This window comes from Eikenella sp. HMSC061C02, from assembly GCF_001809035.1.
Taxonomy (GTDB): Bacteria; Pseudomonadota; Gammaproteobacteria; order Burkholderiales; family Neisseriaceae; genus Eikenella; species Eikenella corrodens.
In genome coordinates this window covers 14191-36867 of record NZ_KV795540.1, presented here as the reverse complement: position 1 = coordinate 36867, position 22677 = coordinate 14191, and the positions used below count along the sequence as shown (strand labels likewise).

Below are 22677 nucleotides of genomic sequence, written 5' to 3'. Positions count from 1 at the left end.
TTGCGCTTTGAAAACACAGCTTATTTTCCTAGGATAAAGGCTACCTGAAACCGATTTTCCGGCTGCTGTTCAGGTTGTCGGCAAGGTTGTTTTCATCGTATGATTCTGCCTCCGGCCAGCCGGCAGACAGTAGATTTTGCAGAACAGGCAGGCCATCAGCCTGTTCTGCAAAATCTAATTGAAATCAGAAAGCTGAACATGCTACAGGCAATCAACCCAATCCGGCTGGCCGATAATTCAGGCCGCCCGCCGGAAACCATTTTGGTGAACGTAACGCCGCAGGAAACACGCGTGGCGCTGTTGGAAGAAAACAAAGTGTGCGAACTGCACATTGACCGCAACAGCGGCCACGGGCTGGTGGGCAATATTTATTTGGGCGTGGTCAAACGCGTGCTGCCCGGCATGCAGAGCGCCTTTATCGACATCGGCTTGGAGCGCGCCGCCTTTTTGCACATCGTGGACGTGCTCGAACAGCGGCAGAAGCCGGAGGAAACCCAGCGCATCGAGCATATGCTGTTTGAAGGGCAAACCATCTTGGTGCAGGTGATTAAAGACCCGATTAACAGCAAAGGCGCGCGCCTTTCCACCCAAATCTCCCTGGCCGGCCGCTTTCTCGTGTATCTGCCGCAAGACAACCACATCGGTATTTCCCAGCGTATTGAAGACGAAGAAGAGCGCAACGAATTGCGCACCCGCCTCAAAGCCCTGCTGCCCGAAAATGCCGGCGGCTACATCATCCGCACCAGCGCCGAAAACGCCCGCGATGAAGAATTGCAGGCCGACATCGACTACCTGTCCAAGCTGTGGCAAGACATTCTCGCCCGCTCCAAAACCAGCCCGGCCGAAACCATGCTGTATCAGGATTTGCCCCTGAGCCTGCGCGTTCTGCGCGATATGTTCAACAGCAACACCCAGAAAATCTTCGTCGATTCCGCCAATAATTACCGACTGATGCGGGAATTTGCCCAGCAATACGTGCAGGGGGCGGTGGAACGCATCCAACACTATCAGGGTGAAAAACCCTTGTTTGAGCTCTATCATGTGGAGCAGGAAATCAACCAGTCGCTCAAGCCTCGTGTGGATTTAAACTTCGGCGGCTACCTGATTATCGAGAGCACCGAAGCCATGACCACCATCGACGTAAACACCGGCGGCTTCGTGGGCGCGCGCAATTTCGACGAAACCATCTTCAAAACCAACCTCGATGCCTGCCACGCCATTGCCCGCGAGCTGCGCCTGCGCAACCTCGGCGGCATGATTATTGTGGATTTCATCGATATGGTCAGCGAAGAGCACCGCCAGGCCGTATTGGGCGAAATGGCCAAAGCCCTGCGCTTCGACCGCACCCGCGTTACCCTCAACGGCTTTACCAGCCTGGGGCTGGTGGAGCTCACCCGCAAACGTTCGCGCGAAAACCTCAACCACATCCTGTGCGAATCCTGCCCCACCTGCCAGGGCAGGGGCTACCTGAAAACCGCGCAAACCGTGTGCTACGAAATCCAACGCGAAATCGTGCGCGAATCCCGCCGCTTCGATGCCCGCGAATTCCGCATCCTCGCCGCGCCGGCTGTTATCGATTTGTTTTTAGACGAAGAATCGCAATCGCTCGCGCTGTTGATTGATTTTATCGGCAAGCCCGTTTCCCTGATGGTGGAAAGCAGTTATACGCAGGAGCAGTTTGATATTGTGCTGCTGTGATGGGGTTGGGTGGCATAAAGGCCGGCTGAGAACGCAACGCAGCAAGTTGCTGCGAAGCCAAGATGTTTAGCCGGCTTTTTGTTTGCTAGGAAGGATTTGAACAGATTGGCGATTACAGTAAGAGAAAAGGCTACCTGAAACTATTTTCAGGTAGCCTTTTGCGTTGTGCGGAGATTATTTCTTCAGCGAATCACGAATTTCGCGCAACAGCAGGATTTCTTCGGAGGGCTCGGCAGGAGCCTCTTCCGGAGCGGCTTTTTGCAGTTTGCTGATGCCTTTGATCACGGCAAAAATAGCGGTGGCGATAATCAGGAAGCTGATCACGGTGTTGATAAACAGGCCGATATTCAGGGTAACCGCGCCGGCAGCTTGGGCGGCGGCCAGGGTGGCGTAACCGTTGGCAGGCGCATCGGCACCTGCTTTCAGGGTGATGAACAGGTTGGAGAAGTCCACGCCGCCCAGAATCAGGCCGATAGGCGGCATGATCACGTCGTCTACCAATGATTTGACGATGCCGGAGAAGGCGGTGCCGACTACCATACCGACGGCGAGGTCGATTACGTTGCCGCGCATGATGAAAGCTTTGAATTCGTCGCGTAATGCCATGTGTGTTTCCTTGGAATGGTTAAAAATGGCGGCATGATAAAGGTTTTAGCCGCCGACGTCTTGTAAGTTGCGGATAAATTTTGTTAATTGTGGCTGAATGGCGGGGAAGGCAACAGATTATTCGATTTCGCTGCTGTTGGCTGGCAGGATATGGCGGCAGAAACGCCAATCAGCAACGGCTTGGTCGTCGATATAGGCTTGCGGTTTGGGCAGGAAGGCTTGGAAACAGTGGGCGATTCCCAGCTCTTCGGCGCTGGCGCGGGCGTAGTCGGCACCGCCGCTGCTCCACAAGTAGAGCAGATGGCCGGCGTCGTGCAGGCGGCGGATGTGGGCGATTACGGCGGCCATGGGGATACGAGTTTGGCCAACGCTGCGGACGAGGGTGTCGTCAACATCGACGAATATGGTTTTGGGGCGGGGCGTATTCATGTGAGGCTACCTGAAAAAAAGACCGGGCTGAAGCGCTGCATTTCATACGGCTATATTGCTGCCGGGTATGGAAGGAGGGCTTCAGCCTGATTTGTCAAAGCTGGTGCAGGTAAGGCACAAACCCAGGCTGTTGCCTGTGCTGCTTTATTCCGGGTGCATCAGTGCCTGGATTTCAGCCAGGGAAATATCGGGCACGGCGCCGTGGCGGGTAACGTTGAGCGCACCGATGGCGCAGGCGAAGGCCAGTGTGTCTTCGGGGCTGGCGCCGGAGAGCATTTGGAACAGGAAACCGGCAAGGAAGCTGTCGCCCGCGCCCACGGAATCGGCCATGCTCACGCGGAAGCCGTGGTGGGCGAGGATTTTGCCGTGGCGGAAATACACCGCGCCATGCTGACCGAGGGTGATGCAGATGTGGGCGGTGTCGGTGTGGCCGGCGAGGTAGCGCAGGTTTTGTTCGAGGCTGTGGTAGGGCGAGCCGAAGGCGGCGGAGAGCTCGTAGAGTTCCTCGTCGTTGAGCTTGATGAGGTCGGCATGGCGCATGAGGCTGAGCACGCGTTCGGGCTCGTAATGCGGCTTGCGCAGATTGACATCGAGCACGCGGAAGCGGGCGGCGGGCAGGATTTGCTCCAATGCAGCACGGGATACGGGATCGCGCCCGGAGAGGCTGCCATACACGAGCACGTCGGATTCGGCCACGCGCGCAAGCGCTGCTTCGGTTGCGCTGATTTTATCCCAGGCGCAGGGATAGACGATGTCGTAGCTGGCGCTGCCGTCGAGCTTGAGCAGCACTTTCACCAGGCTGGTGGCGTGTTCTTCATCGGTTTGCACCAAATCGGCGGCCACGTTGCGCGCGGCAATCTGGCGCAGCAGCTCTTCGCCGTCGGCATCGCGGCCGCGCCGGCTGATGATGCTGCAGTCCGCGCCGAACGAGGCCAGGCGTACCAAAACATTGAGCGGCGCGCCGCCGAGGGCTTTGCCGCCGGGGAAGTCGTCCCACAATACTTCGCCGAAGCTGCTGATTTTCATATTTGCTCTCTAAAAATGGATGGTGGGAATGCTAGCTGAAAGTTTTCAGGTAGCCTCTGGGTTGAAAAGTTTTATTTATTGGCCAGCGGATAATCGGTTGGCATGGTGTATTCTCCTGCAGCGGCATCATAGTGGATGATAAAAGCTTGGTTGCGGTAGTGTTTGAAGCCGTTAAAGCCCGACACGCTCAGCCGCAGGGGGTAGAAGCCTGCATTGGGGCGGGCGTGGGTTAGGATGCGGAAAGAAGAAGTGGTTAATCGATACCACTTCGCGCGGCATTCGCGGCGTTCGGCGGCGGTAAGCGGCTTACCCGAATCAGGATTGGTTTGGCAATTATTTAAACCATATCCGTTGGTTGTATTGCTTGTGATAGTGCTTCGACCAATCTTCCCTGCGCCGTTGTGGGTGAAAAGTATATATTCCGAGCTGCTGTAACCGTCACTTAGATACGACATAGGCGTCATGAAGCCCCAACGGTCTTTGCCGAAGCGGAGGAACGACCAATATTTAGCCTCAGGGGCATAGCCGTATGTGCCAATTTGATTGTAGGCGCGCACTGCCAGCGGTTGCCAGCCTCCGGATACCTGTTTCAACACGAATATGCCCGCCAAACCCGATTGAACCCGGCCTCCGATGCTTTCGCCCCGATTAAAATCAAAGTTGTCGCCGGTGTAGAGCAGATACATCAGCTTGCCTTGCGCGGTTTGGCGGATTTCGCTTTTGATTTGGCGCATACAGTATTCGCCGCCGAAGCTGGTTTCGGTTACGTTTAACGCATCGATATCGACACGGTAGCAATGGTGTTGCTGCGAATATTGCCGATAGTAGCGCTGCACAATTTGTTGTGGCGTTTGCGGTTGGGGTGCAGTTTTGATAAACCTGCGGTATGAGGAGAATGTTTTTACTTGCGGCAATGTTTGTGCGAAGCTGCCGACGGCCGCTAAAAGCAGAATGGGGAAAAACAGTTTTCGCATAATCATATAGCTAGGCTAAATTCAAGCAGGTGATGAGGCTACCTGAAACATATTTTTCAGGTAGCCTTTATGCGCTTTACACATTAAACAGGAAGTGCATCACATCGCCGTCCTGCACTACATATTCCTTGCCTTCCACGCGCATTTTGCCAGCTTCTTTGGCTTTGGCTTCGCCACCGAGCGAGACAAAATCGTTGTAGGAAATCACTTGGGCGCGGATGAAGCCGCGTTCGAAGTCGGTGTGAATCACGCCGGCAGCCTGCGGGGCGGTGTCGCCTTTGTGAATCGTCCACGCGTGGACTTCTTTCACGCCGGCGGTGAAGTAGGTTTGCAGGCCGAGCAAGTCGTAGCCCGCGCGGATCAGGCGGTTCAGGCCGGGTTCTTCCAAGCCCATTTCGGCGAGGAATTCGGTTTTTTCGTCGTCTTCCAACTCGGCGATTTCGCTCTCCATCGCGGCGCAAACGGCAACCACGGGGGCGTTTTCTTTTTCAGCCAATGCTTTCAGGCGGTCGAGGTGCGGGTTGTTGTCAAAACCGTCTTCGGCCACGTTGCCGACATACATGGCGGGCTTGGCGGTCAGCAGGAACAGCGGTTTGAGCATGGCGAGCTCGTCTGCGTCTAAGCCGAAGGAGCGTACGGGTTTGCCTTCGTTGAGGTGCGGCAGGATTTTTTTGCACAGTTCCACCAATTTTTGCGCGTCTTTGTCGCCGGAGCGGGCGCGTTTTTCTTCGCGGACGATGGCTTTCTCAACGCTGGCGAGGTCGGCCAATGCCAGTTCGGTGCCGATGGTTTCGATATCGGCAATCGGATCGACTTTGCCGGAAACGTGCACGATGTTGTCGTTGTCGAAGCAGCGTACGACGTTCACGATGGCGTCGGTTTCGCGGATGTTGGCGAGGAACTGGTTGCCCAAGCCTTCGCCTTTGCTTGCACCGGCGACCAAGCCTGCGATGTCCACAAATTCCACAATGGCGGGCTGCATTTTTTGCGGATTGATGATTTTCGCCAGCTCTGCCATACGCGGGTCGGGCACTTCGACGATGCCGACGTTGGGTTCGATGGTGCAGAAGGGATAGTTCGCCGCTTCGATGCCCGATTGGGTCAGCGCGTTAAAGAGGGTGGATTTGCCGACGTTGGGCAGGCCGACGATGCCGCATTTCATGCTCATGTGTGTTCCTTAAATGCCGTTAGATTAAAATCGGCGGATTTTAACATATAGAAGGCTACCTGAAAGCTGTGGTTTGGGTTTTCAGGTAGCCTTTAGGCGGTTTGAGGCGGGCTGAAAATAGCCGCACGGGATGACGGTCGGGCAGAAACGCGGCTTCGGCTGCGGCGAAATATCGGGCCACTTCGTTGAAGCTGTGTTTTCAGGTAGCCTGCGTGGTAGGGCGGAAATAGGCAGTTTGCCCATAAGGCTGCTATAATTCCGCCCCTGTTTGGCCGGTGCGTTTGCCCGGCCGTATAGCTAAAGCGGTTATTTCTTCACGTAGCTAGGAAGGAGTCAGCGCTTTGGCCTTATGCTGATAACCATACAAAGCCGCACATCACCATGCTTGAACACCTGCCTTATTTCCAGCAACATCTGCCTCGCGATTTGAGCCGCGTTAATGCGGTGATTGAGCGCGCGGTGCAATCGGAAGTGGCGCTGATTTCGCAAATCGGGCGCTACATCATCAGCGCCGGCGGCAAGCGGCTGCGGCCGGTGCTCACCATTCTTTCCGGCAAGGTGCTGGGTTACGATGAAGACCCGCTCTACGCACTGGCGGCGATGGTGGAATTCATCCACACTTCCACCCTGCTGCACGACGATGTGGTGGACGAAAGCGAGTTGCGGCGCGGCCGGAAAACGGCAAACAATATGTTCGGCAACGCTGCTGCCGTGTTGGTGGGCGATTTTCTCTACACCCGCGCCTTCCAGCTGATGGTGTCTTCAGGTAGCCTCAAGATTTTAGACGTGATGGCCGATGCCACCAACATCATCGCCGAGGGCGAAGTGTTGCAGCTGATGAATATCGGCAACACCAACATCACCGAAGCCGAATATGTGCAGGTGATCCAATACAAAACCGCCAAATTGTTTGAAGCCGCCGCACAGGTGGGCGCGATTTTGGCCGGCGCCACGCCCGAGCAGGAAAACGCGCTGAAAGACTACGGCCGCTACATCGGCACCGCTTTCCAGATTATTGATGATGTGCTGGATTATTCCGGCAATATCGAAGAAATCGGCAAAAACGTGGGCGACGATTTGGCCGAAGGCAAACCAACCCTGCCGCTGATTTATCTGATGCAGAATGCCGAGCCACCGGTGGCTGACGCCGTGCGCCACGCCTTGGAGCACGCCGACCGCAGCTATTTCGAGCAGATTCATGCCCATGTGGTGCAATCCAATGCGCTGGCCTATTGCGTGAGCGAGGCGCGCAAGGCGGTGGACGAAGCTTTATCCTGCCTGGCCGCACTGCCGGATAATGAAGTATCGCAGGCGATGCGGCAGCTTGCCGAAGAATCGCTGGCGCGTGTATCATAGCGGCCTTTTTCGGGAATATATAATTGCATCTGAATGTTATCCCGCTGTTTTTGGTATTGCTGATTTTGCTGGGCGTGCTCAGCAACAACCAATCCATCACCATCTCGGCCACCGTATTGCTCCTGATGCAGCAAACCGTGCTGGCGCGCTATATCCCGCTGGCCGAACAATACGGCATTCAAGCCGGCATCATTCTGCTCACCATCGGCGTGCTCAGCCCGCTGGTGTCGGGCAGAATCCAGTTTCCCGGTTTGGCCGGTTTGATGAGCTGGAAAATGCTGGCGGCGGTGTTGGTGGGCGTGTTGGTGGCCTGGCTGGCCGGGCGCGGCGTACCGCTGATGAGCGAGCAGCCGGTGCTGGTAACCGGCCTGCTGCTGGGCACGATTATCGGCGTGGCGTTTTTGGGCGGCATTCCGGTGGGGCCGCTGATTGCCGCGGGGATTTTGTCGCTTATTGCCGGAAAAGTTTGATTGGAAAGTTTGAGTATTTCTCGCCGTAGTTCAATGGATAGAACGTATGCCTCCTAAGCGTAAAATACAGGTTCGATTCCTGTCGGCGGGGCCATGATGAAAAGGCTACCTGAAATTTTCGGGTAGCCTTTTTCTTGCCTGCCGTTTGCAGGAAAGGGGGGTTAACCCGTATTGCGCAAGCCTTGTGCCACGCCGTTGATGGTGAGGTGGATCAGGTGGATGAGCTGCGGGTTGCCCGGGTGCTGGCGCAAGCGGGCGAGCAGGGCTACCTGAAGCCAGTTGAGCGCGTTCAGGTAGGGAATGCGCAGAGCCAGGGAGCGGGCGAGGCTGCGGTTGTCGGTGAGCAGGTGGTCTTGCTCGATTAATTGTAACAGGGCGCGACGGCTGCGTTCGAACTCGCCTGCAATGAGTTCAAACATGGCTTGGGCGGCTTGCAGCTGGTCGGCCAGGCCGACGTAGGCACGGGCGATGTCCAAATCCGCTTTGGCCATTACCTGCTCCATATTGGAGAGCATGGCTTGGAAGAAGGCGCTGTGCCGCACTATATGGCGCAGGCGTTCTAGGTTGGCCGGGTTGTCGCGCAAGAGCTGTTCAACAGCACTGCCGAAGCCATACCAAGCAGGCAGCATCAGGCGGTTTTGCGTCCAGGAGAACACCCAGGGAATAGCGCGCAAATCCTGTATTCGCGCCAGGGTTTTGCGGCTGGCGGGGCGGCTGCCGATGTTGAGGCTGGCGATTTCGTTAATCGGGCTGGTTTGCAGGAAATAGCCCACGAAATCGGGATGGGTGATGAGTTCGCGGTAGTAGGTGAAGGCGGCATCGGAGAGCGACTGCATCAGCGCGGCATCGGGCTCTTCGGTGCGGTGCGGCAGCAGGCTGGCTTCCAGCGCGGCGGCCACCAAGGTTTCGAGGTTGCGCTCGGCATTGTCGGCATCGGCGTATTTGGCGGTGATGACTTCCCCCTGCTCGGTGATGCGGATTTGCCCGGCCACGCTGCCGGCGGGTTGTGCCAGCACGGCTTCGTAGGATGGACCGCCGCCACGCCCCACGCTGCCACCGCGCCCGTGGAACAGGCGCAGGCGCACTTGGTGTTTGGCAAACAGTTTCACCAAAGCTTGCTCGGCCTGATACAGCACCCATTGGCTGGTTACATAACCGCCGTCTTTATTGCTGTCGGAATAGCCGAGCATGATTTCCTGAATATTGCTGCGGCCGGCGAGCAGGTGGCGGTACCACGGCAGGGAGAAAAGATGATCCATCACGCCGATGCAGTCTTGCAGCGCTTCGATAGTTTCAAACAGCGGCACTATATTGAGCCGGCTTTCAGGTAGCCCTTCGGTGTTTAGGCGCAACAGGCCGGTTTCTTTCATAATCAAGGCCAAGGCAAGCATTTCGCTTACGTTTTCGGCATTGGAGATGATGCTTTGGCGGATGGCTTCCTCGCCGAAGCCGGCTTTAATTTCGGCAGCGGCACGGAAGATGGCCAGCTCGTGTTCGGTATCTTCGCTGTATCGGGCGAACGGGCTGTGGAGCGGGCGCGGGGAAGACAGTTCGCGCAGCAGCACACGTTCGCGCTCGGCTTCGTTCAGCGCGGCGAAGTCTTCCAAGCCGGCAGCTGCAAAGAGCTCGGCTACCACGTCGATATGTTTTTGGGCGTGTTGGCGCAAATCTAGCGGCATCAGATAAAAGCGGAACACGGAAGCGGCACGGATCAGGTCGGCCAAGCGGCCGTCGGCCAGCAGGCGGCTGCCGTTGGCGCACAAGGAAGTGTGCACGATGTGCAGGTCGGCTAAAAATTCTTCCACCGTGTCATACGGTTCGAGTAGGCCAAACTGGCTGCCCAAGCCGCTGCCGAAACGGTGGGCGGTGGCCACGGTGCGGGCGAGAATATAGGCCAGGGCGCGGCGGTAGGGCTCTTCTTCGTGGGCGCGTTCGGTGTCGGGAGATTTAGCTGATAAAGCCAACACTTCGGGGCTCACGTTCACGCGCCGGATTGACATCGGCAGCTCTTCATACAGTTTGTAGAGCTGGCTGCGGTAGAAGCGGAACACGGCGCTGGCCTGCTGGGCGAAAGCTGTGCGCAGGGTGTCGGCGGAAACGAAAGGGTTGCCGTCGCGGTCGCCGCCGATCCAGCCGCCGATGTGCAGCACATTGGGCAGGCGGGTGTGCGGAAAGGCTACCTGAAGGGCGGCTTCCAGCTTGCGGTATACGCCGGGCACGGCGCTGAAGAAGCTGAGCGGAAAATACATGATGCCGTTGCTGATTTCATCGGCTACCGTAATTTTGAAATGACGGTTTTCATTGGTTTGCCACAGCGTCCACAGCATGGTTTGCACCTGCTGCTGCAAGCGTTCTTCGTTTTGCCCGGCCTGGTTGGCGCGTTGGTCGAGCAGGTTGCGGATTTGGCGGTGCAGGGTGAGGGTGGTTTGGCGCTGCACTTCGGTGGGATGCGCGGTGAGCACAGCGGCCACTTCGGTGTGGTTTAGCTGCTGCTGTAAGGCTTCGGCGCTTACGCCTTGCTGTTGCAGCAAATCAAGGGTGTGGCCGAAGGTGGATTTGGCGTTGTCGCGGGTTTGGCTGTGCGCCAGACGGCGGCGTTGGTGGTGTGCGTCTTCGGCAATATTGAGGATTTGTGCAAACAGGCTGCAGGCGCGGATGAGGTCTTCCAGCTGTTGGTCGTTGAGCTGCGGCAGGCTGCGTGTTACCACGTCTTGCGGCGCTTCGCCGCCCAGCAGCGCGGCCACGGCTTCCTGCACGGGGCAGTCGGTTTGCGCGGCCAGCACGGTTTGCAGCGCGCCGGTGAGGAAGGCAACGTCGTCGAAGAGCGGCGCGTCTTTGTAGGGATGTTGGCCGGAAGGTTCGGGCATCATGGGATATTCCTTTGCAGAGGGTTATTCTTGGGTTAGCCGGGAAAAACGCAATGTACTGTTTGGGTAATCCAAACCGTACACGCACCAGATCAATACGAAATAGGCAATGGCATGCAGTAGCCAGCCGGCAGGAAGGCTACCTGAAAACAGCGGAGCCGAAGGCAGACAGGTAAACAAGATGCCCGCCAGCACCGATGCCAGAGCCAGCCATTGGTATACGCGCATGCCGAGAAAATACGGCGTTTGCGGTTCGCCGCGCAGCGATTCTTCCACAAAGCGGAACGCACCGCTGAGAATCAAATACATACCGGCGATAAACGAAGCAGGCATTTGCAGCCGGTATAAGCGCCACAGCAGGAAAAAGCTCAGAAAATTGGCGGCGATGGAATAAAATTGGGTGGGGTGCAGATTTTTCCCCTGCCAGCCGGCCAGTTTGCACACACGCGATTTATCATGGAAAAAGCGGATGCCAGGCATATCGGTGGGGATACCGTGGCAGCAGCCCTGAATCAGGCAGCGGCAGCGGCCGAAAAGCTGGATGGGGCAGGCAGCCAGTGCAGCCGCGCCCAGCAGCGTCCAACCGCCCAAATCCGAACCGGCGGCAATCAGGCAGCCGGCCAGCACGATGCCGAACACGCTGCCGTAGTAGCCAAACGGGCGCAGCAGCGCCGATGAGCCTTCCACCCATTGCGCCCATAGGCCCGCGCCGATAAACCCGGCCACCCCCAGCAGCCACACTGCCCATAAATACTGCGGCAGCAGATAAGCCAACACCAGAAAACCGCTCACACCGCCCAATGCGGCATAGAAGCCGTGGTTAATCAGCCGCAGGCGGCCAAAGTGCCATTCGTGCCACGAGTTGGCAATATATTCGGCGGCGCGCAACAGAGCGTGGTAGATCGGCTGCCGGTGTCGGATTGCCCAATAGGCGGCCATCCCGGCTAACACATCAGCCAAGGTATGGTTGTGCGTGGTCAGGCAGCTGACAATTACCAGCACCGCCAACAAAGCCCATACCATACGCCACTGCGGGCGGCATAGGCAAGAATATCGTGCGGCCAACAGTGCCCAAAATACATGAAACGAAGGCAGCGCCGCTGCGGCGCTATCATACTCACGCCCCAGGGCAATCCACTGTAGCCATAACGTATTTTCAGGTAGCCTGCTATAGCGCACGGCAGCCGGAATAATCAGATAACAATAGAAAATCAGTGCCATGCCCCAGAATGCGTCTAGGGCAAAGCCGCGCAGCTGGCGGTTTTGCCGCAACCACAGCGGCAGCAACCCGGCCCACGGATAAAGTAGCACATAAAACACCACGCTGAAGCCCCACAGCGGCACAGCCGCATCCCAAGCGCCGTTGCTATACCACGCATCGGACGGCACCCCCAGCCACACAAACGCTTCATACAGCAGCAGCCATACCAACCAAACCTTCAGCCCGAGCAATAGCCGCCTGGAGAAAGCCACCTCATGCCCGTTATCCGGCGGCAGGCTGAACAGGCTGTAGTGAAGCATCGGCCGGGCGCCAAACTGCTTGGCCATCACCTCGCGCTCGAAGCCAGCCACATAAGCCACAATGAGCAATGCAAACAGCGGCGATACCAGCCACAGCCCGCCGGGCGACTGCGCATACAGTGCCGTGCCCGTGCAAAGCATGACGGCGCCGGTATAAATCGGGTGGCGGCACAGGCGGTAGGCGCCGGAAGCCACAAAATGCTGTGGCGGAAACGCATTCATCGGCAGGCCGCCGCCGCGGTACCACAGGTTGTGCATCGCCCACAGGATTAATGAGAGTCCGGCCGCCGCCAGCAGTGCGCCGGCCAGCGGGTAGGGCGGTACCGGCAGCCGCACCACCTCCGAAGTGTGCCGTGCCCAATATTGCAGCAGCAGCGGCAACAGCAGGCAGAACACCAAGGCATAAACAATTTTTTGCAGGGTAACGCTTATTTTTGCCATAACACCCTCTCGTATAAGGCCCAGCCTTCCACGGCAATATTTTCAGGTAGCCTCAAGGTGGCGTGGCTTTTCCATTTTTGTTCGCGGCTGGATAAAAATCTGCGGCTGAATAGTAGCCGCAACAATGGGTTGCGTGCTGCAATAGCCAGCAGCGGCTCGTCTTTTATCGTTTCCGGTGCAGCAAACGCCAGATGCAGGCCGAATGCCGGCGCTTTCAGTCCACCGGCTTCCAGCACGAAATCTTCAGTTAGCACGCCGTTGTAGTACAAACGTTTTAGCGGCACTTCGCCGCGCCATTCGATCCACACCACATAGTGCTGCTCCGATACGAAACGCCCCCAATACAGCTCGCATAACGGCAGCTGTTGCGGCCAAAAATCCATTTCCAGCGTTTCGGCATAACCCAAGCCGCCGTATTCCTGCCCGTTTAAGGCTACCTGAAAACGGGCATTGGGCGTGTGGGCATGCCAAACGAGCCGATGTTTGCCGCCGGCCGGCAAGGTAAGCCGGACACCGTCGGACAAAGCCTGCCAGCGGCCTTCGAGGCCAAGCTTGGGTTGTCGGATGCTGTTGGGGGATAGTTGCGATGCGCTCAGGCAGCTGCGTTCGATGGTGCAGCCGTGGGCCGGGCTGAAAATCAGGGCGGAATAGGGCAGCTTGATGCCGTGGTAATGCAGCTCGGCCGCATAGGCAATCAATGCGTTGCCGGCAGAATCGATGCCGTCGAAATAATGTTTGCGCAGGCGGAACATGATGGGAGAAAAACTATTTGTTGGCCGGTTGAGGCTACCTGAAAAATAGCAGTTTCGTGCCAGCCGATATTTTCAAGTAGCCTTGGCTGGCACGGCCAGCATACTGATTAATTGCAGTTTACGCGGCAGCTGGCCAGAAGGAAACAGCTTACAGCGCGGCTTCGTCCCGCTCGCCGGTGCGGATGCGCACCACGCCTTCTACCGGCAGGATGAAGATTTTGCCGTCGCCGATTTTGCCGGAGTTGGCCGCCTGCACGATGGCTTCCACTGCCTGCTCGACCATGCTGTCTTCCAGCACGATTTCCAGCCGGATTTTGGGCAGGAAATCCACTGCGTATTCCGCGCCGCGATAGATTTCAGTGTGGCCTTTTTGGCGGCCGAAGCCTTTCACTTCGGTTACGGTCATGCCGTTTACGCCGATATCGGTGAGCGCGTCGCGCACGTCGTCGAGTTTGAACGGTTTGATGATGGCTTCGATTTTCTTCATGGGTTCCTCGGGTAGGTTGGTATATAAGGTTTTAGGCAGTTAAGCTACCACAAGGCAGCAGTGCTTTCAATCGGCTCACTCCGCCGACAGATTAGGGCAGACTTGGCGTATAATCACGCCTCCCCAATCCTCTTTCATGCGAGTCTGTCCATGCCTATCCTCTTCCTGCGCGGCGAGCGCGCCCTGTCTGGTTTCCGTGTTGAAAAACTGCTGCAAAAAGCTGCTGCTTTGAGGCTACCTGAAGCCGAAATCCGCAGCGAATATTGGTATTTTGCCGATTGCGCCGAACACTTGAATGCGGCAGATGCGGAAAAGTTGGAAGCCTTGCTGGCGGGGCAAGTGGCATCGGAGTTGCCGCAGTCTTCAGGTAGCCTGCATCTGTTTCTCATCACGCCGCGCATCGGCACGATTTCGCCTTGGGCTTCCAAAGCCACGGAAATTGCGAAAAACTGCGGCTTCACACAAATCCGGCGCATCGAACGCGGCATGGCAGTGTGGCTTTCAGGTAGCCTTTCCGAAGCGCAGAAACAGCAATGGGCAGCTTTGCTGCACGACCGCATGACCGAATCGGTGTTGCCCGATTTTCAGGTAGCCGCCAAATTGTTCGCCCACCCCGAAGCGCAAACCTTCGATACGGTAGATGTGCTCTCCGGCGGCCGTGCCGCGCTGGAAAAAGCCAATACCGACTTGGGCTTGGCACTCTCGCCCGACGAAATCGATTATCTGCTGGATAATTATCAGGCTTTAAAACGCAATCCGTCTGATGTGGAACTGATGATGTTCGCGCAGGCCAACAGCGAACACTGCCGCCACAAAATCTTCAATGCCGACTTCATCTTGAACGGCGAAAAGCAGCCCAAATCACTGTTCCGCATGATTCGCGACACGCACGAAGCCGCGCCGGCCGGCACGGTAGTGGCGTATAAAGACAACGCCTCGGTAATCGAAGGCGCGAAAATTGCCCGGTTTTATCCCGATGCGGCGGCCAATCAGGGCTACCGTTTCCATGAAGAAGACACGCATATCCTGATGAAGGTGGAAACGCACAACCACCCCACGGCGATTGCGCCGTTTGCCGGTGCGGCCACCGGCGCGGGCGGCGAAATCCGCGACGAAGGCGCAACGGGACGCGGCGCGCGCCCCAAAGCCGGCCTCACCGGCTATACGGTTTCCAACCTCAATATCCCCGATTTGAAACAGCCTTGGGAAGGTGGCTACGGCAAGCCCGCCCACATCGTCTCCCCGCTCGACATCATGATTGAAGCCCCCATCGGCGGCGCGGCGTTCAATAATGAATTCGGTCGCCCGAATCTGTTGGGCTATTTCCGCACCTTTGAAGCCGAGTTCGACGGCCAAATGCGCGGCTATCACAAGCCGATTATGATTGCCGGCGGTTTGGGCAATATTCAGGCCGAGCAAACGCATAAACACGAAATTCCCGAAGGTGCGCTGTTGGTGCAGCTCGGCGGGCCGGGCATGCTCATCGGCTTGGGCGGCGGCGCGGCTTCATCTATGGACACGGGCGCAAACGATGCTTCGCTTGATTTCAACTCCGTGCAGCGTGGCAACCCCGAAATCGAACGGCGCGCGCAAGAAGTGATCGATCGCTGCTGGCAGCTCGGCGCGGCCAACCCGATTATCGCCATTCACGACGTGGGCGCGGGCGGCTTGTCCAACGCCTTCCCCGAATTGGTCAACGATGCCGGGCGCGGTGCGGTGTTTAAGCTGCGCGATGTGCCGCTGGAAGAGCACGGCCTGACGCCGCTGCAAATCTGGTGTAATGAAGCGCAGGAGCGTTATGTATTGTCGATTCTGGAAAAAGATCTGGACACTTTCCGCGCCATTTGCGAACGCGAGCGCTGTCCGTTTGCCGTGGTTGGCACGGCTACCGACGATGGGCATTTGCAGGTGCGCGACGATTTGTTTGCCAATAAGCCTGTAGATTTGCCGCTGAACGTATTGCTCGGCAAGCCGCCCAAAACCACACGCACCGATAAAACACAACAGCAGCCTGAAAAACCGTTTTCAGGTAGCCATATCGATTTGAAGGAAGCCGCCTACCGCGTGTTGCAACTGCCCGCCGTAGCCGCGAAAAACTTCCTCATCAACATCGGCGACCGCAGCGTGGGCGGCTTGACCCACCGCGACCAGATGGTCGGCCGCTGGCAAACCCCCGTGGCCGACTGTGCCGTGACCATCATGGGCTTCGATACGCATCGCGGCGAAGCGATGGCCATGGGCGAAAAGCCCGCCGTTGCGCTGTTTGACGCACCCGCTTCGGGCAGGATGTGTATCGGCGAAGCCATTACCAATATCGCGGCAGTTAATATCGGCAATATCGGCAACATCAAATTCTCCGCCAACTGGATGGCCGCCTGCGGCAATGCGGGCGAAGACGAGAAACTCTACCGCACGGTGGAAGCCGTGTCGCAGATGTGCCGGGAAATTGGCGTGAGCATCCCCGTGGGCAAAGACAGCCTTTCCATGAAAACCGTGTGGCAGGACGGCGCGGAGAAAAAATCCGTGGTGTCGCCGTTGAGCCTGATTGCCACCGCCTTCGCCCCTGTGCAGGATGTGTGCAAAACGGTTACGCCCGACATCAAGCCGGTGGCCGACAGTATGCTGCTGCTGGTGGATTTGGGGCAGGGCAAAGCCCGCATGGGCGGCTCGGCCTTAACGCAGGTATACGGCGAATTGGGCGGAGAAGCGCCCGACATCGAAGCAGGCTACCTGAAAAAGTTTTACGATGTGATTCAGCAGTTGGTGCAGGAAGACAAACTGCTTGCCTACCACGACCGCAGCGACGGCGGCCTGTTTGCCACGCTGGCGGAAATGGCGTTTGCCGGGCGGAGCGGCTTGGAAGCGAATATCGATGAATACGCGCAGGTTCTGTTTAAAGAATGGGAACGCAAACTGCCGAACGCGATTGTGGAAGAAGTGTTGCCGCTTGCTAATCTGACGGCCTTATTCAACGAAGAGCTGGGCGCGGTATTGCAGGTGCGGAAGCAGGATTTTGCCGATGTGATGGCGGCATTCGATAAACAAGGTTTGGGCAACGCGGCTTACTGCATCGGACAGGCGCATTGCGGCAGCAATTTCACGCTTGTGAATGACGGGGAAACCTTGTTTGACCAACCCTTGGTAGATTTGCAACGCGCCTGGCAGTCCACCAGCCATCAAATCCAACGCCTGCGCGACAACCCCGCCTGTGCCGACAGCGAGTTTGCCTTGCTGGCCGATAAAGAACGCAGCCGCCTGTTTGCCGATTTAAGCTTTGATGTGAAACAGGATATTGCCGCACCGTTTATCAACAGCGGGGCAAAACCCAAAATCGCCATCCTGCGCGAGCAGGGCGTGAACGGCCAAGTGGAAATGGCCGCCGCCTTCACCCGCGCCGGTTTCGATGCCTACGATGTGCATATGTCCGACCTGATGGGCGGCCGCGTGAAGCTGGATACCTTCCAAATGCTGGCCGCCTGCGGCGGGTTCAGCTACGGCGACGTGCTGGGCGCGGGCGAAGGCTGGGCGAAATCTATCCTGTTCCACAGTAAACTGCGCGACCAGTTCGCCGAATTCTTCGCTAAGCCAGACACCCTCGCACTCGGCGTGTGCAACGGCTGCCAGATGATGGCCAACCTGGCTGAAATCATCCCCGGTGCAGACGGCTGGCCGAAGTTCCGCCGCAACGAATCCGAACAGTTTGAAGCCCGCCTGAGTATGGTACGCGTGCCGCAATCGCCCTCGCTGATTTTGGCCGATATGGTGGGCAGCAGCCTGCCCGTGGTGGTTAGCCATGGCGAAGGCCGCGCCGATTTCACCCACTTGGGGCGAGCTGAAAACCAAGTTTCAGGTAGCCTGAAAACCGCCATGCAATATATCGACGGTCAGGGCAAGCCCACCCAAACCTACCCGCTCAACCCCAACGGCTCGCCCGATGCCATCGCCGCCGTCACCACTGCCGACGGCCGCGTAACCATCATGATGCCGCACCCCGAGCGCGTGTACCGCAGCGCGCAAATGAGCTGGCTGCCGGAAGAGTGGCGCGACAGCGAACTGGCCGGCTGGTATCGGATGTTTGCTACGGCACGGAAGGTGCTGGGCTAGGCCGTCGGGCAACACAGGGCTACCTGAAAATATCCGCTTCAATGCCGTGAGGATGTAGAAGCTGAATACTTTCAGGTAGCCTCAATCATGACGAAAACGGAGATAGGGCATGGAAGCCAAGCTGCTGGTGTTAAAACCGGCCAAAATATTCGGCGACCCCGATGAGTTGGCCAACTTCCGCTTTGCCAACGGCCGGGGCTTCCCCACATCCTACCAGCGCTTTGCCACGCAATACGGCTGGGGCCGCTCGCTGGGCAACTACCTCGTTTACATCCCCGCCAGTCCGCACTATTGCGATTCCTGGCAGCAGGCCAGGGCAGCGGTGAAATCTACCTATATCGATGATTTAGACGAATACGAAGGCTTTTTCTCCGCACAGCACGTTTGCCTGATGGCCAGGATGGAATGTTTTGCCAAAAGCGAATCCGGCACTTATCTGTTTTGGGATATTGAAAGCAGGCCGAGCCAAGACGAATTCGATATTTATGCTTTCGATTTCAGGGAAGAGCCCTTCTTAATCGGCCGCTCGCTGGATGAAGTTTGGCTCAAGCTCACCCGTGAATCCGATGCCACCGCCGCCCTGCGCGCCGCGCCGCGTCAGGCCGTGTTTGAAGGATTTGATTCGATTTCATAAGCGGGCAAGCCAGCCCGATATTTTTCAGGTAGCCTCATCATGAATTGGGAAACCCTCACGCAAATCGACCGCCGCCACATTTGGCACCCCTACGCCGCCATGCCCAACACCCAGCCGGTGTACGTCGTGGCACGGGCGGAAGGTTGCAGCATCGAGCTGGCCGACGGCAAACGGCTGGTGGACGGCACTTCTTCTTGGTGGGCGGCGCTGCACGGCTACAACCACTCGCGTCTCAACGCCGCGGCTGCCGCACAGCTGGCGAAGATGAGCCATGTGATGTTCGGCGGGCTCACCCATGAGCCGGCGGTGCGGCTCACGCAGTTGCTGCTGGAATTGCTGCCGACGGCCCTCAACCAAGTGTTTTATGCCGACAGCGGCTCGGTGGCGGTGGAAGTGGCGATGAAGATGGCGCTGCAATACCAGCAGGCCGTGGGGCGGGGTAAACGCTGCCGTTTCGCCACCATCCGCGCCGGTTATCACGGCGACACTTGGCATGCCATGTCGGTATGCGACCCGGAAGAAGGCATGCACGGCCTGTTTTTAAGCAGCCTGCCGGTGCAGTATTTCCTGCCGCAACCGGCCAGCCCGTTCCACGGCGAATGGCAGCCTGAAAGCATCCGCCCGTTGGAAAACTTGTTGGCAGAAAAACACGATGAATTGGCGGCGCTGATTTTAGAGCCGGTGGTGCAGGGGGCGGGCGGGATGTATTTCTACCACCCCGAATACCTGCGGCAGGCACGGGCATTGTGCAGCCGATACGGCGTGCTGCTGATTTTTGACGAAATCGCCACCGGATTTGGCCGCAGCGGTGAGATGTTTGCCTTGGAGCACGCCGGCGTGGTGCCAGACATTATCTTGCTGGGCAAGGGGCTCACCGGTGGTTATCTCACCTTGTCGGCAGCGGTGTGCACCAAGGAAATTTCTACGGCCATTAGCCGGGGCCAATCGGGTGCATTTATGCACGGCCCCACCTTTATGGCCAATCCGCTGGCCTGCGCGGTGGCGGCCGAAAGCGTGGCGATGCTGCGGGAAAGCCCGTGGCGGCAGCGGGTGGCCAATATCGAGCAAACACTGCGGCGTAAGCTGGCTGTGGCAGCGCAATGGCGTTGCGTGCGCGAAGTGCGGGCGCTTGGCGCGATTGGCGTGCTGGAGATGGCGCAGCCGGTCAACACGGCGTCCTTGCAGCCGCGGCTGGTGGAAAAGGGCGTGTGGGTGCGGCCGTTCGGGCGGTTGGTGTATCTGATGCCGCCGTTTGTGATCAGCCAGCAGGAATTGGATTTCTTGGCCGAACAGACCTTGGCGGCAGTGGCGGAGGAATACGGCGAAGCATGGCCGCAGTCCGAATAATGCTACACGCGCCGAAGGCTACCTGAAATTTTCAGGTAGCCTGTTTGCAGAGAGGAGAGCAGTATGCAGAAACAAGTTTATTTTGTGAGCGGCATCGACACCGGCATCGGCAAAAGCATCGCCACCGGCCTGTATGCCAAAGAGCTGGCCGCCGCCGGCTGCCGTGTGATTACCCAAAAAATCGTGCAAACCGGCTGCCAAGGCATCGCTGAAGACATCCAAACCCACCGCCGCCTGCAAGGCATCGGGCTCACCGAACACGACCGCAACGGCAGCACCTGCCCCTATGTGTTTGCTTATCCCTGTTCGCCGCACTTGGCTGCCGAGCAGGAACAGCGCCCCATTGATTTGAAAACCATCGATGCCGCCACCCAAACCCTGCTGCAAAGCTACGACACCGTGCTGCTCGAAGGGGCGGGCGGGCTGATGGTGCCGCTAAACCGCGAGCAAACCCTGCTCGACTTTGCCGCCGAACGCGGCTACCCGCTGGTGTTGGTTACGTCCGGCCGCCTGGGCAGCATCAACCACACCCTGCTCAGCCTGGCCGCCGCCCGCCATGCCGGCCTGCCGGTGCACCGGCTGGTGTACAACCGCTATCCCGCTGCCGACCCCGTTATCGGCGCGGAAACCGAACGCTATTTGCGCGATTACCTGCAGCGGCATTTCCCCGAGGCGGAGTGGGCGGTATTGGAAGAGGCTACCTGAAAACCGAGTGCAGCATTTTTTCAGGTAGCCTTGCACACAGCTTTAGCCCGAACCCCCACATATCCGCTATAATCCGCATTTCCGTTTACCCCTCTCCCCAAACCGAATCATGGGACAAAAAATCCAAGCCGTAAAAGGCATGAACGACCTCTTGCCGGTGGAGCAGAAAGATTTCAAGCTCACCGCCGCCTTCTGGCAGGCCTTTGAAAACCGCATCGGCCAATGGGCGCACCGCTTCGGCTACCGCCAAATCCGTACCCCGATCGTGGAGCAAACCGGCCTTTTCGTGCGCTCCATCGGCGAAGACACCGATGTGGTGGGCAAAGAAATGTATACCTTTGCCGACTCCAACGACACCCTCAGCCTCAGCCTGCGCCCCGAAGGCACCGCCTCCTGCCTGCGCGCCGTGGTGGAGCACAATCTGCTGTACAACGGCGGCCAGAAGCTGTGGTATATGGGCCCCATGTTCCGCCGCGAACGCCCGCAGAAAGGGCGCTACCGCCAATTTCATCAAGTGGGCGTGGAAGCGCTGGGCTTTGAAGGCCCCGATATCGACGCTGAAATCATCGCCATGTGCGCCGATTTGTGGCGCGAGCTCGGCATCAGCCAATATCTGACTTTGGAAATCAACAGCCTGGGCAACCGCGAAGAACGCGCCGCCCACCGCGCCGCCTTGGTAGGCTACCTGAAACAGCACGAAGCCGCGCTGGATGAAGACAGCCTCCGCCGTATGCACACCAATCCGTTGCGCGTGCTGGACAGCAAAAACCCCGATTTGCAGGAAATTTGCAACGGCGCCCCGCGCCTGGCCGATTACCTCGGCGAAGCCTCCCGCGCCCACTACGCCGGTTTCAAAGCCCTGCTCGACGGCTTGGGCATCGCCTATGTGGAAAACCACCGCCTCGTGCGCGGGTTGGACTACTACAACCAAACCGTGTTCGAATGGACCACCGACAAACTCGGCGCCCAGGCCACCGTGTGCGGCGGCGGCCGCTACGACGGCCTGATTGAAGAACTCGGCGGCAAATCCGCCCCCTCCATCGGCTTTGCCATGGGCGTGGAGCGGCTGTTGCTGCTGGTGCACGAATACGGCAATCTGCAAGCCGATGCCGCACCCGATATTTACGTGATACACCAAGGCGGCGATACCCTGCTGCCCAGCATGCAATATGCCGCCGCCGCCCGCGCCGCCGGCTTCAGCGTGCTGCAACATTCCGGCAGCCAGAAACTGGCCGCCCAAATGAAAAAAGCCGATGCATCCGGCGCCAAAGTGGCGCTGATCGTGGGCGAAGGCGAGCTGGCCGAAGGCAAAGCCAGCCTCAAAGACATGCAGCAAGGGCGCGGCCAAGTGAGCGTGCCTGCTGCCGATTTGCTTAAACAATTAAACGAATGGATAGGTTAAATGGCTGTTTACGATTTAAAAGACCAAGAAGAAATTGAAAACTTCAAATATTTCTGGCGCAGCTGGGGGCGTTGGCTGTTTGCCCTGCTCGTGGTGGCTGCCATCGGCTACTTCGGCTGGGTGATGTACAGCAGCCACCAGCGCAGCGTGAACAACGAAGCCGTGGCCGTGTTCGACCAATGGGCGGAAAACCAGCAGGCCAACAAGCCTGCCGAAGCCGCCAAGCTGCTCACCCAACTGCAAAGCCAATATCCGACCAGCATCTCCGCCGCCCAAGCCACCCTGATGCAGGCCGGTGCCGCCTTCGACCAAGGTAAATACGACGAAGCCATCGGCCACCTGAATTGGGTACTCAAATATCACCAAGAACCGCTCATCCGTGCCATGGTCATCCAGCGCCTGGCCACCGTGCAGCTGCAACAGCAGAAATACGATGACGCCATCGCCACCCTCGGCATGAATACCGATGAAGCCTACGCTGGTATCTTGTTGGAAACCAAAGGCGATGTTTACGCCGCCCAAGGCAAACGCAGCGAAGCCGCCGCCGCCTACAAACAGGCGATGGACAAACTGCCCCAAGACGACCAAGGGCGCGAGTTCATACAGCTGAAAATCGACCAGATGAACTAAGGCAGGCCAAAGCCCATAACGGCTGTTGCCGGCGGATGGAAAACCCACCGCCGGCAACAG

General features: G+C 58.0%; 18 protein-coding genes and 1 tRNA gene. 10 read left to right on the top strand and 9 right to left on the bottom strand.

The window, feature by feature from the left end; genetic code table 11:
- The first annotated feature begins 198 nt into the window (after positions 1-198).
- Positions 199-1698: a ribonuclease G gene (gene rng / locus HMPREF2541_RS03620; protein ID WP_064088029.1), complete on the top strand. Its 1500-nt coding sequence runs from the start codon at positions 199-201 to the stop codon at positions 1696-1698.
- A gap of 174 nt (positions 1699-1872) precedes the next feature.
- Here rng and mscL read toward each other — a convergent pair whose 3' ends face one another.
- The 5 genes from mscL to ychF all read right to left on the bottom strand — a co-directional run bounded on the left by mscL (position 1873) and on the right by ychF (position 5901).
- Positions 1873-2304 carry a large conductance mechanosensitive channel protein MscL gene (mscL, locus tag HMPREF2541_RS03615; protein ID WP_003823120.1) on the bottom strand — a complete coding sequence of 144 codons (432 nt, stop codon included), beginning with the start codon at positions 2302-2304 and terminating at the stop codon, positions 1873-1875.
- 117 nt (positions 2305-2421) lie between these two features.
- Positions 2422-2733 carry an HAD family hydrolase gene (locus HMPREF2541_RS03610; protein ID WP_035580136.1) on the bottom strand — a complete coding sequence of 104 codons (312 nt, stop codon included), beginning with the start codon at positions 2731-2733 and terminating at the stop codon, positions 2422-2424.
- A gap of 144 nt (positions 2734-2877) precedes the next feature.
- Positions 2878-3759, bottom strand: a complete 882-nt coding sequence (locus HMPREF2541_RS03605; protein ID WP_070541763.1) for a carbohydrate kinase family protein — start codon at positions 3757-3759, stop codon at positions 2878-2880.
- A 71-nt stretch (positions 3760-3830) separates the two neighbouring features.
- On the bottom strand, positions 3831-4733 hold the full coding sequence (locus tag HMPREF2541_RS03600) for a hypothetical protein (protein WP_246824969.1): 903 nt from the start codon (positions 4731-4733) through the stop codon (positions 3831-3833).
- A gap of 76 nt (positions 4734-4809) precedes the next feature.
- The gene (gene ychF, locus HMPREF2541_RS03595) at positions 4810-5901 is read right to left on the bottom strand and encodes a redox-regulated ATPase YchF (RefSeq protein WP_070541760.1); all 1092 of its coding nucleotides are present in this window, start codon (positions 5899-5901) and stop codon (positions 4810-4812) included.
- A gap of 381 nt (positions 5902-6282) precedes the next feature.
- Here ychF and HMPREF2541_RS03590 point away from each other — a divergent pair, with 381 nt between their 5' ends.
- The 3 genes from HMPREF2541_RS03590 (at position 6283) to HMPREF2541_RS03580 (ending at position 7821) form a co-directional block, all read left to right on the top strand.
- Entirely contained in the window at positions 6283-7257 is a 975-nt protein-coding gene (locus HMPREF2541_RS03590) for a polyprenyl synthetase family protein (protein WP_070541757.1), read from the top strand.
- 23 nt (positions 7258-7280) lie between these two features.
- A complete protein-coding gene (locus tag HMPREF2541_RS03585; RefSeq protein WP_003823112.1) occupies positions 7281-7727 on the top strand; it encodes a DUF441 domain-containing protein in 447 nt (148 codons plus the stop codon).
- Between the two features lie 19 nt (positions 7728-7746).
- Positions 7747-7821 (top strand) — tRNA-Arg (locus tag HMPREF2541_RS03580).
- A gap of 67 nt (positions 7822-7888) precedes the next feature.
- On the opposite strand, the gene ppc is transcribed toward HMPREF2541_RS03580, so the two are convergent.
- The 4 genes from ppc to HMPREF2541_RS03560 all read right to left on the bottom strand — a co-directional run bounded on the left by ppc (position 7889) and on the right by HMPREF2541_RS03560 (position 13795).
- A complete protein-coding gene (ppc, locus tag HMPREF2541_RS03575; protein WP_083296761.1) occupies positions 7889-10597 on the bottom strand; it encodes a phosphoenolpyruvate carboxylase in 2709 nt (902 codons plus the stop codon).
- A gap of 21 nt (positions 10598-10618) precedes the next feature.
- On the bottom strand, positions 10619-12556 hold the full coding sequence (locus tag HMPREF2541_RS03570; RefSeq protein WP_070541755.1) for a prolipoprotein diacylglyceryl transferase family protein: 1938 nt from the start codon (positions 12554-12556) through the stop codon (positions 10619-10621).
- Complete coding sequence (locus tag HMPREF2541_RS03565; RefSeq protein WP_064104835.1) at positions 12544-13308, bottom strand: hypothetical protein; 765 nt, start codon at positions 13306-13308, stop codon at positions 12544-12546. Before HMPREF2541_RS03565 ends, HMPREF2541_RS03570 begins: the two co-directional genes overlap by 13 nt.
- Positions 13309-13456: 148 nt before the next feature.
- On the bottom strand, positions 13457-13795 hold the full coding sequence (locus HMPREF2541_RS03560) for a P-II family nitrogen regulator (protein ID WP_003823108.1): 339 nt from the start codon (positions 13793-13795) through the stop codon (positions 13457-13459).
- Positions 13796-13945: 150 nt separating this feature from the next.
- Here HMPREF2541_RS03560 and purL point away from each other — a divergent pair, with 150 nt between their 5' ends.
- From purL to HMPREF2541_RS03530, 6 genes are all read left to right on the top strand, one after another.
- The gene (purL, locus tag HMPREF2541_RS03555; protein WP_064086985.1) at positions 13946-17899 is read left to right on the top strand and encodes a phosphoribosylformylglycinamidine synthase; all 3954 of its coding nucleotides are present in this window, start codon (positions 13946-13948) and stop codon (positions 17897-17899) included.
- 109 nt (positions 17900-18008) lie between these two features.
- Entirely contained in the window at positions 18009-18533 is a 525-nt protein-coding gene (locus tag HMPREF2541_RS03550) for a hypothetical protein (protein ID WP_003823105.1), read from the top strand.
- Positions 18534-18572: 39 nt separating this feature from the next.
- Positions 18573-19880, top strand: a complete 1308-nt coding sequence (gene bioA, locus HMPREF2541_RS03545; RefSeq protein WP_064087919.1) for an adenosylmethionine--8-amino-7-oxononanoate transaminase — start codon at positions 18573-18575, stop codon at positions 19878-19880.
- 63 nt (positions 19881-19943) lie between these two features.
- Positions 19944-20585, top strand: a complete 642-nt coding sequence (gene bioD, locus HMPREF2541_RS03540) for a dethiobiotin synthase (protein WP_003823103.1) — start codon at positions 19944-19946, stop codon at positions 20583-20585.
- Positions 20586-20694: 109 nt separating this feature from the next.
- Positions 20695-21987: a histidine--tRNA ligase gene (hisS, locus tag HMPREF2541_RS03535; RefSeq protein WP_070541752.1), complete on the top strand. Its 1293-nt coding sequence runs from the start codon at positions 20695-20697 to the stop codon at positions 21985-21987.
- On the top strand, positions 21988-22617 hold the full coding sequence (locus HMPREF2541_RS03530; RefSeq protein ID WP_064086983.1) for a YfgM family protein: 630 nt from the start codon (positions 21988-21990) through the stop codon (positions 22615-22617).
- The last annotated feature ends 60 nt before the right edge of the window (positions 22618-22677 follow it).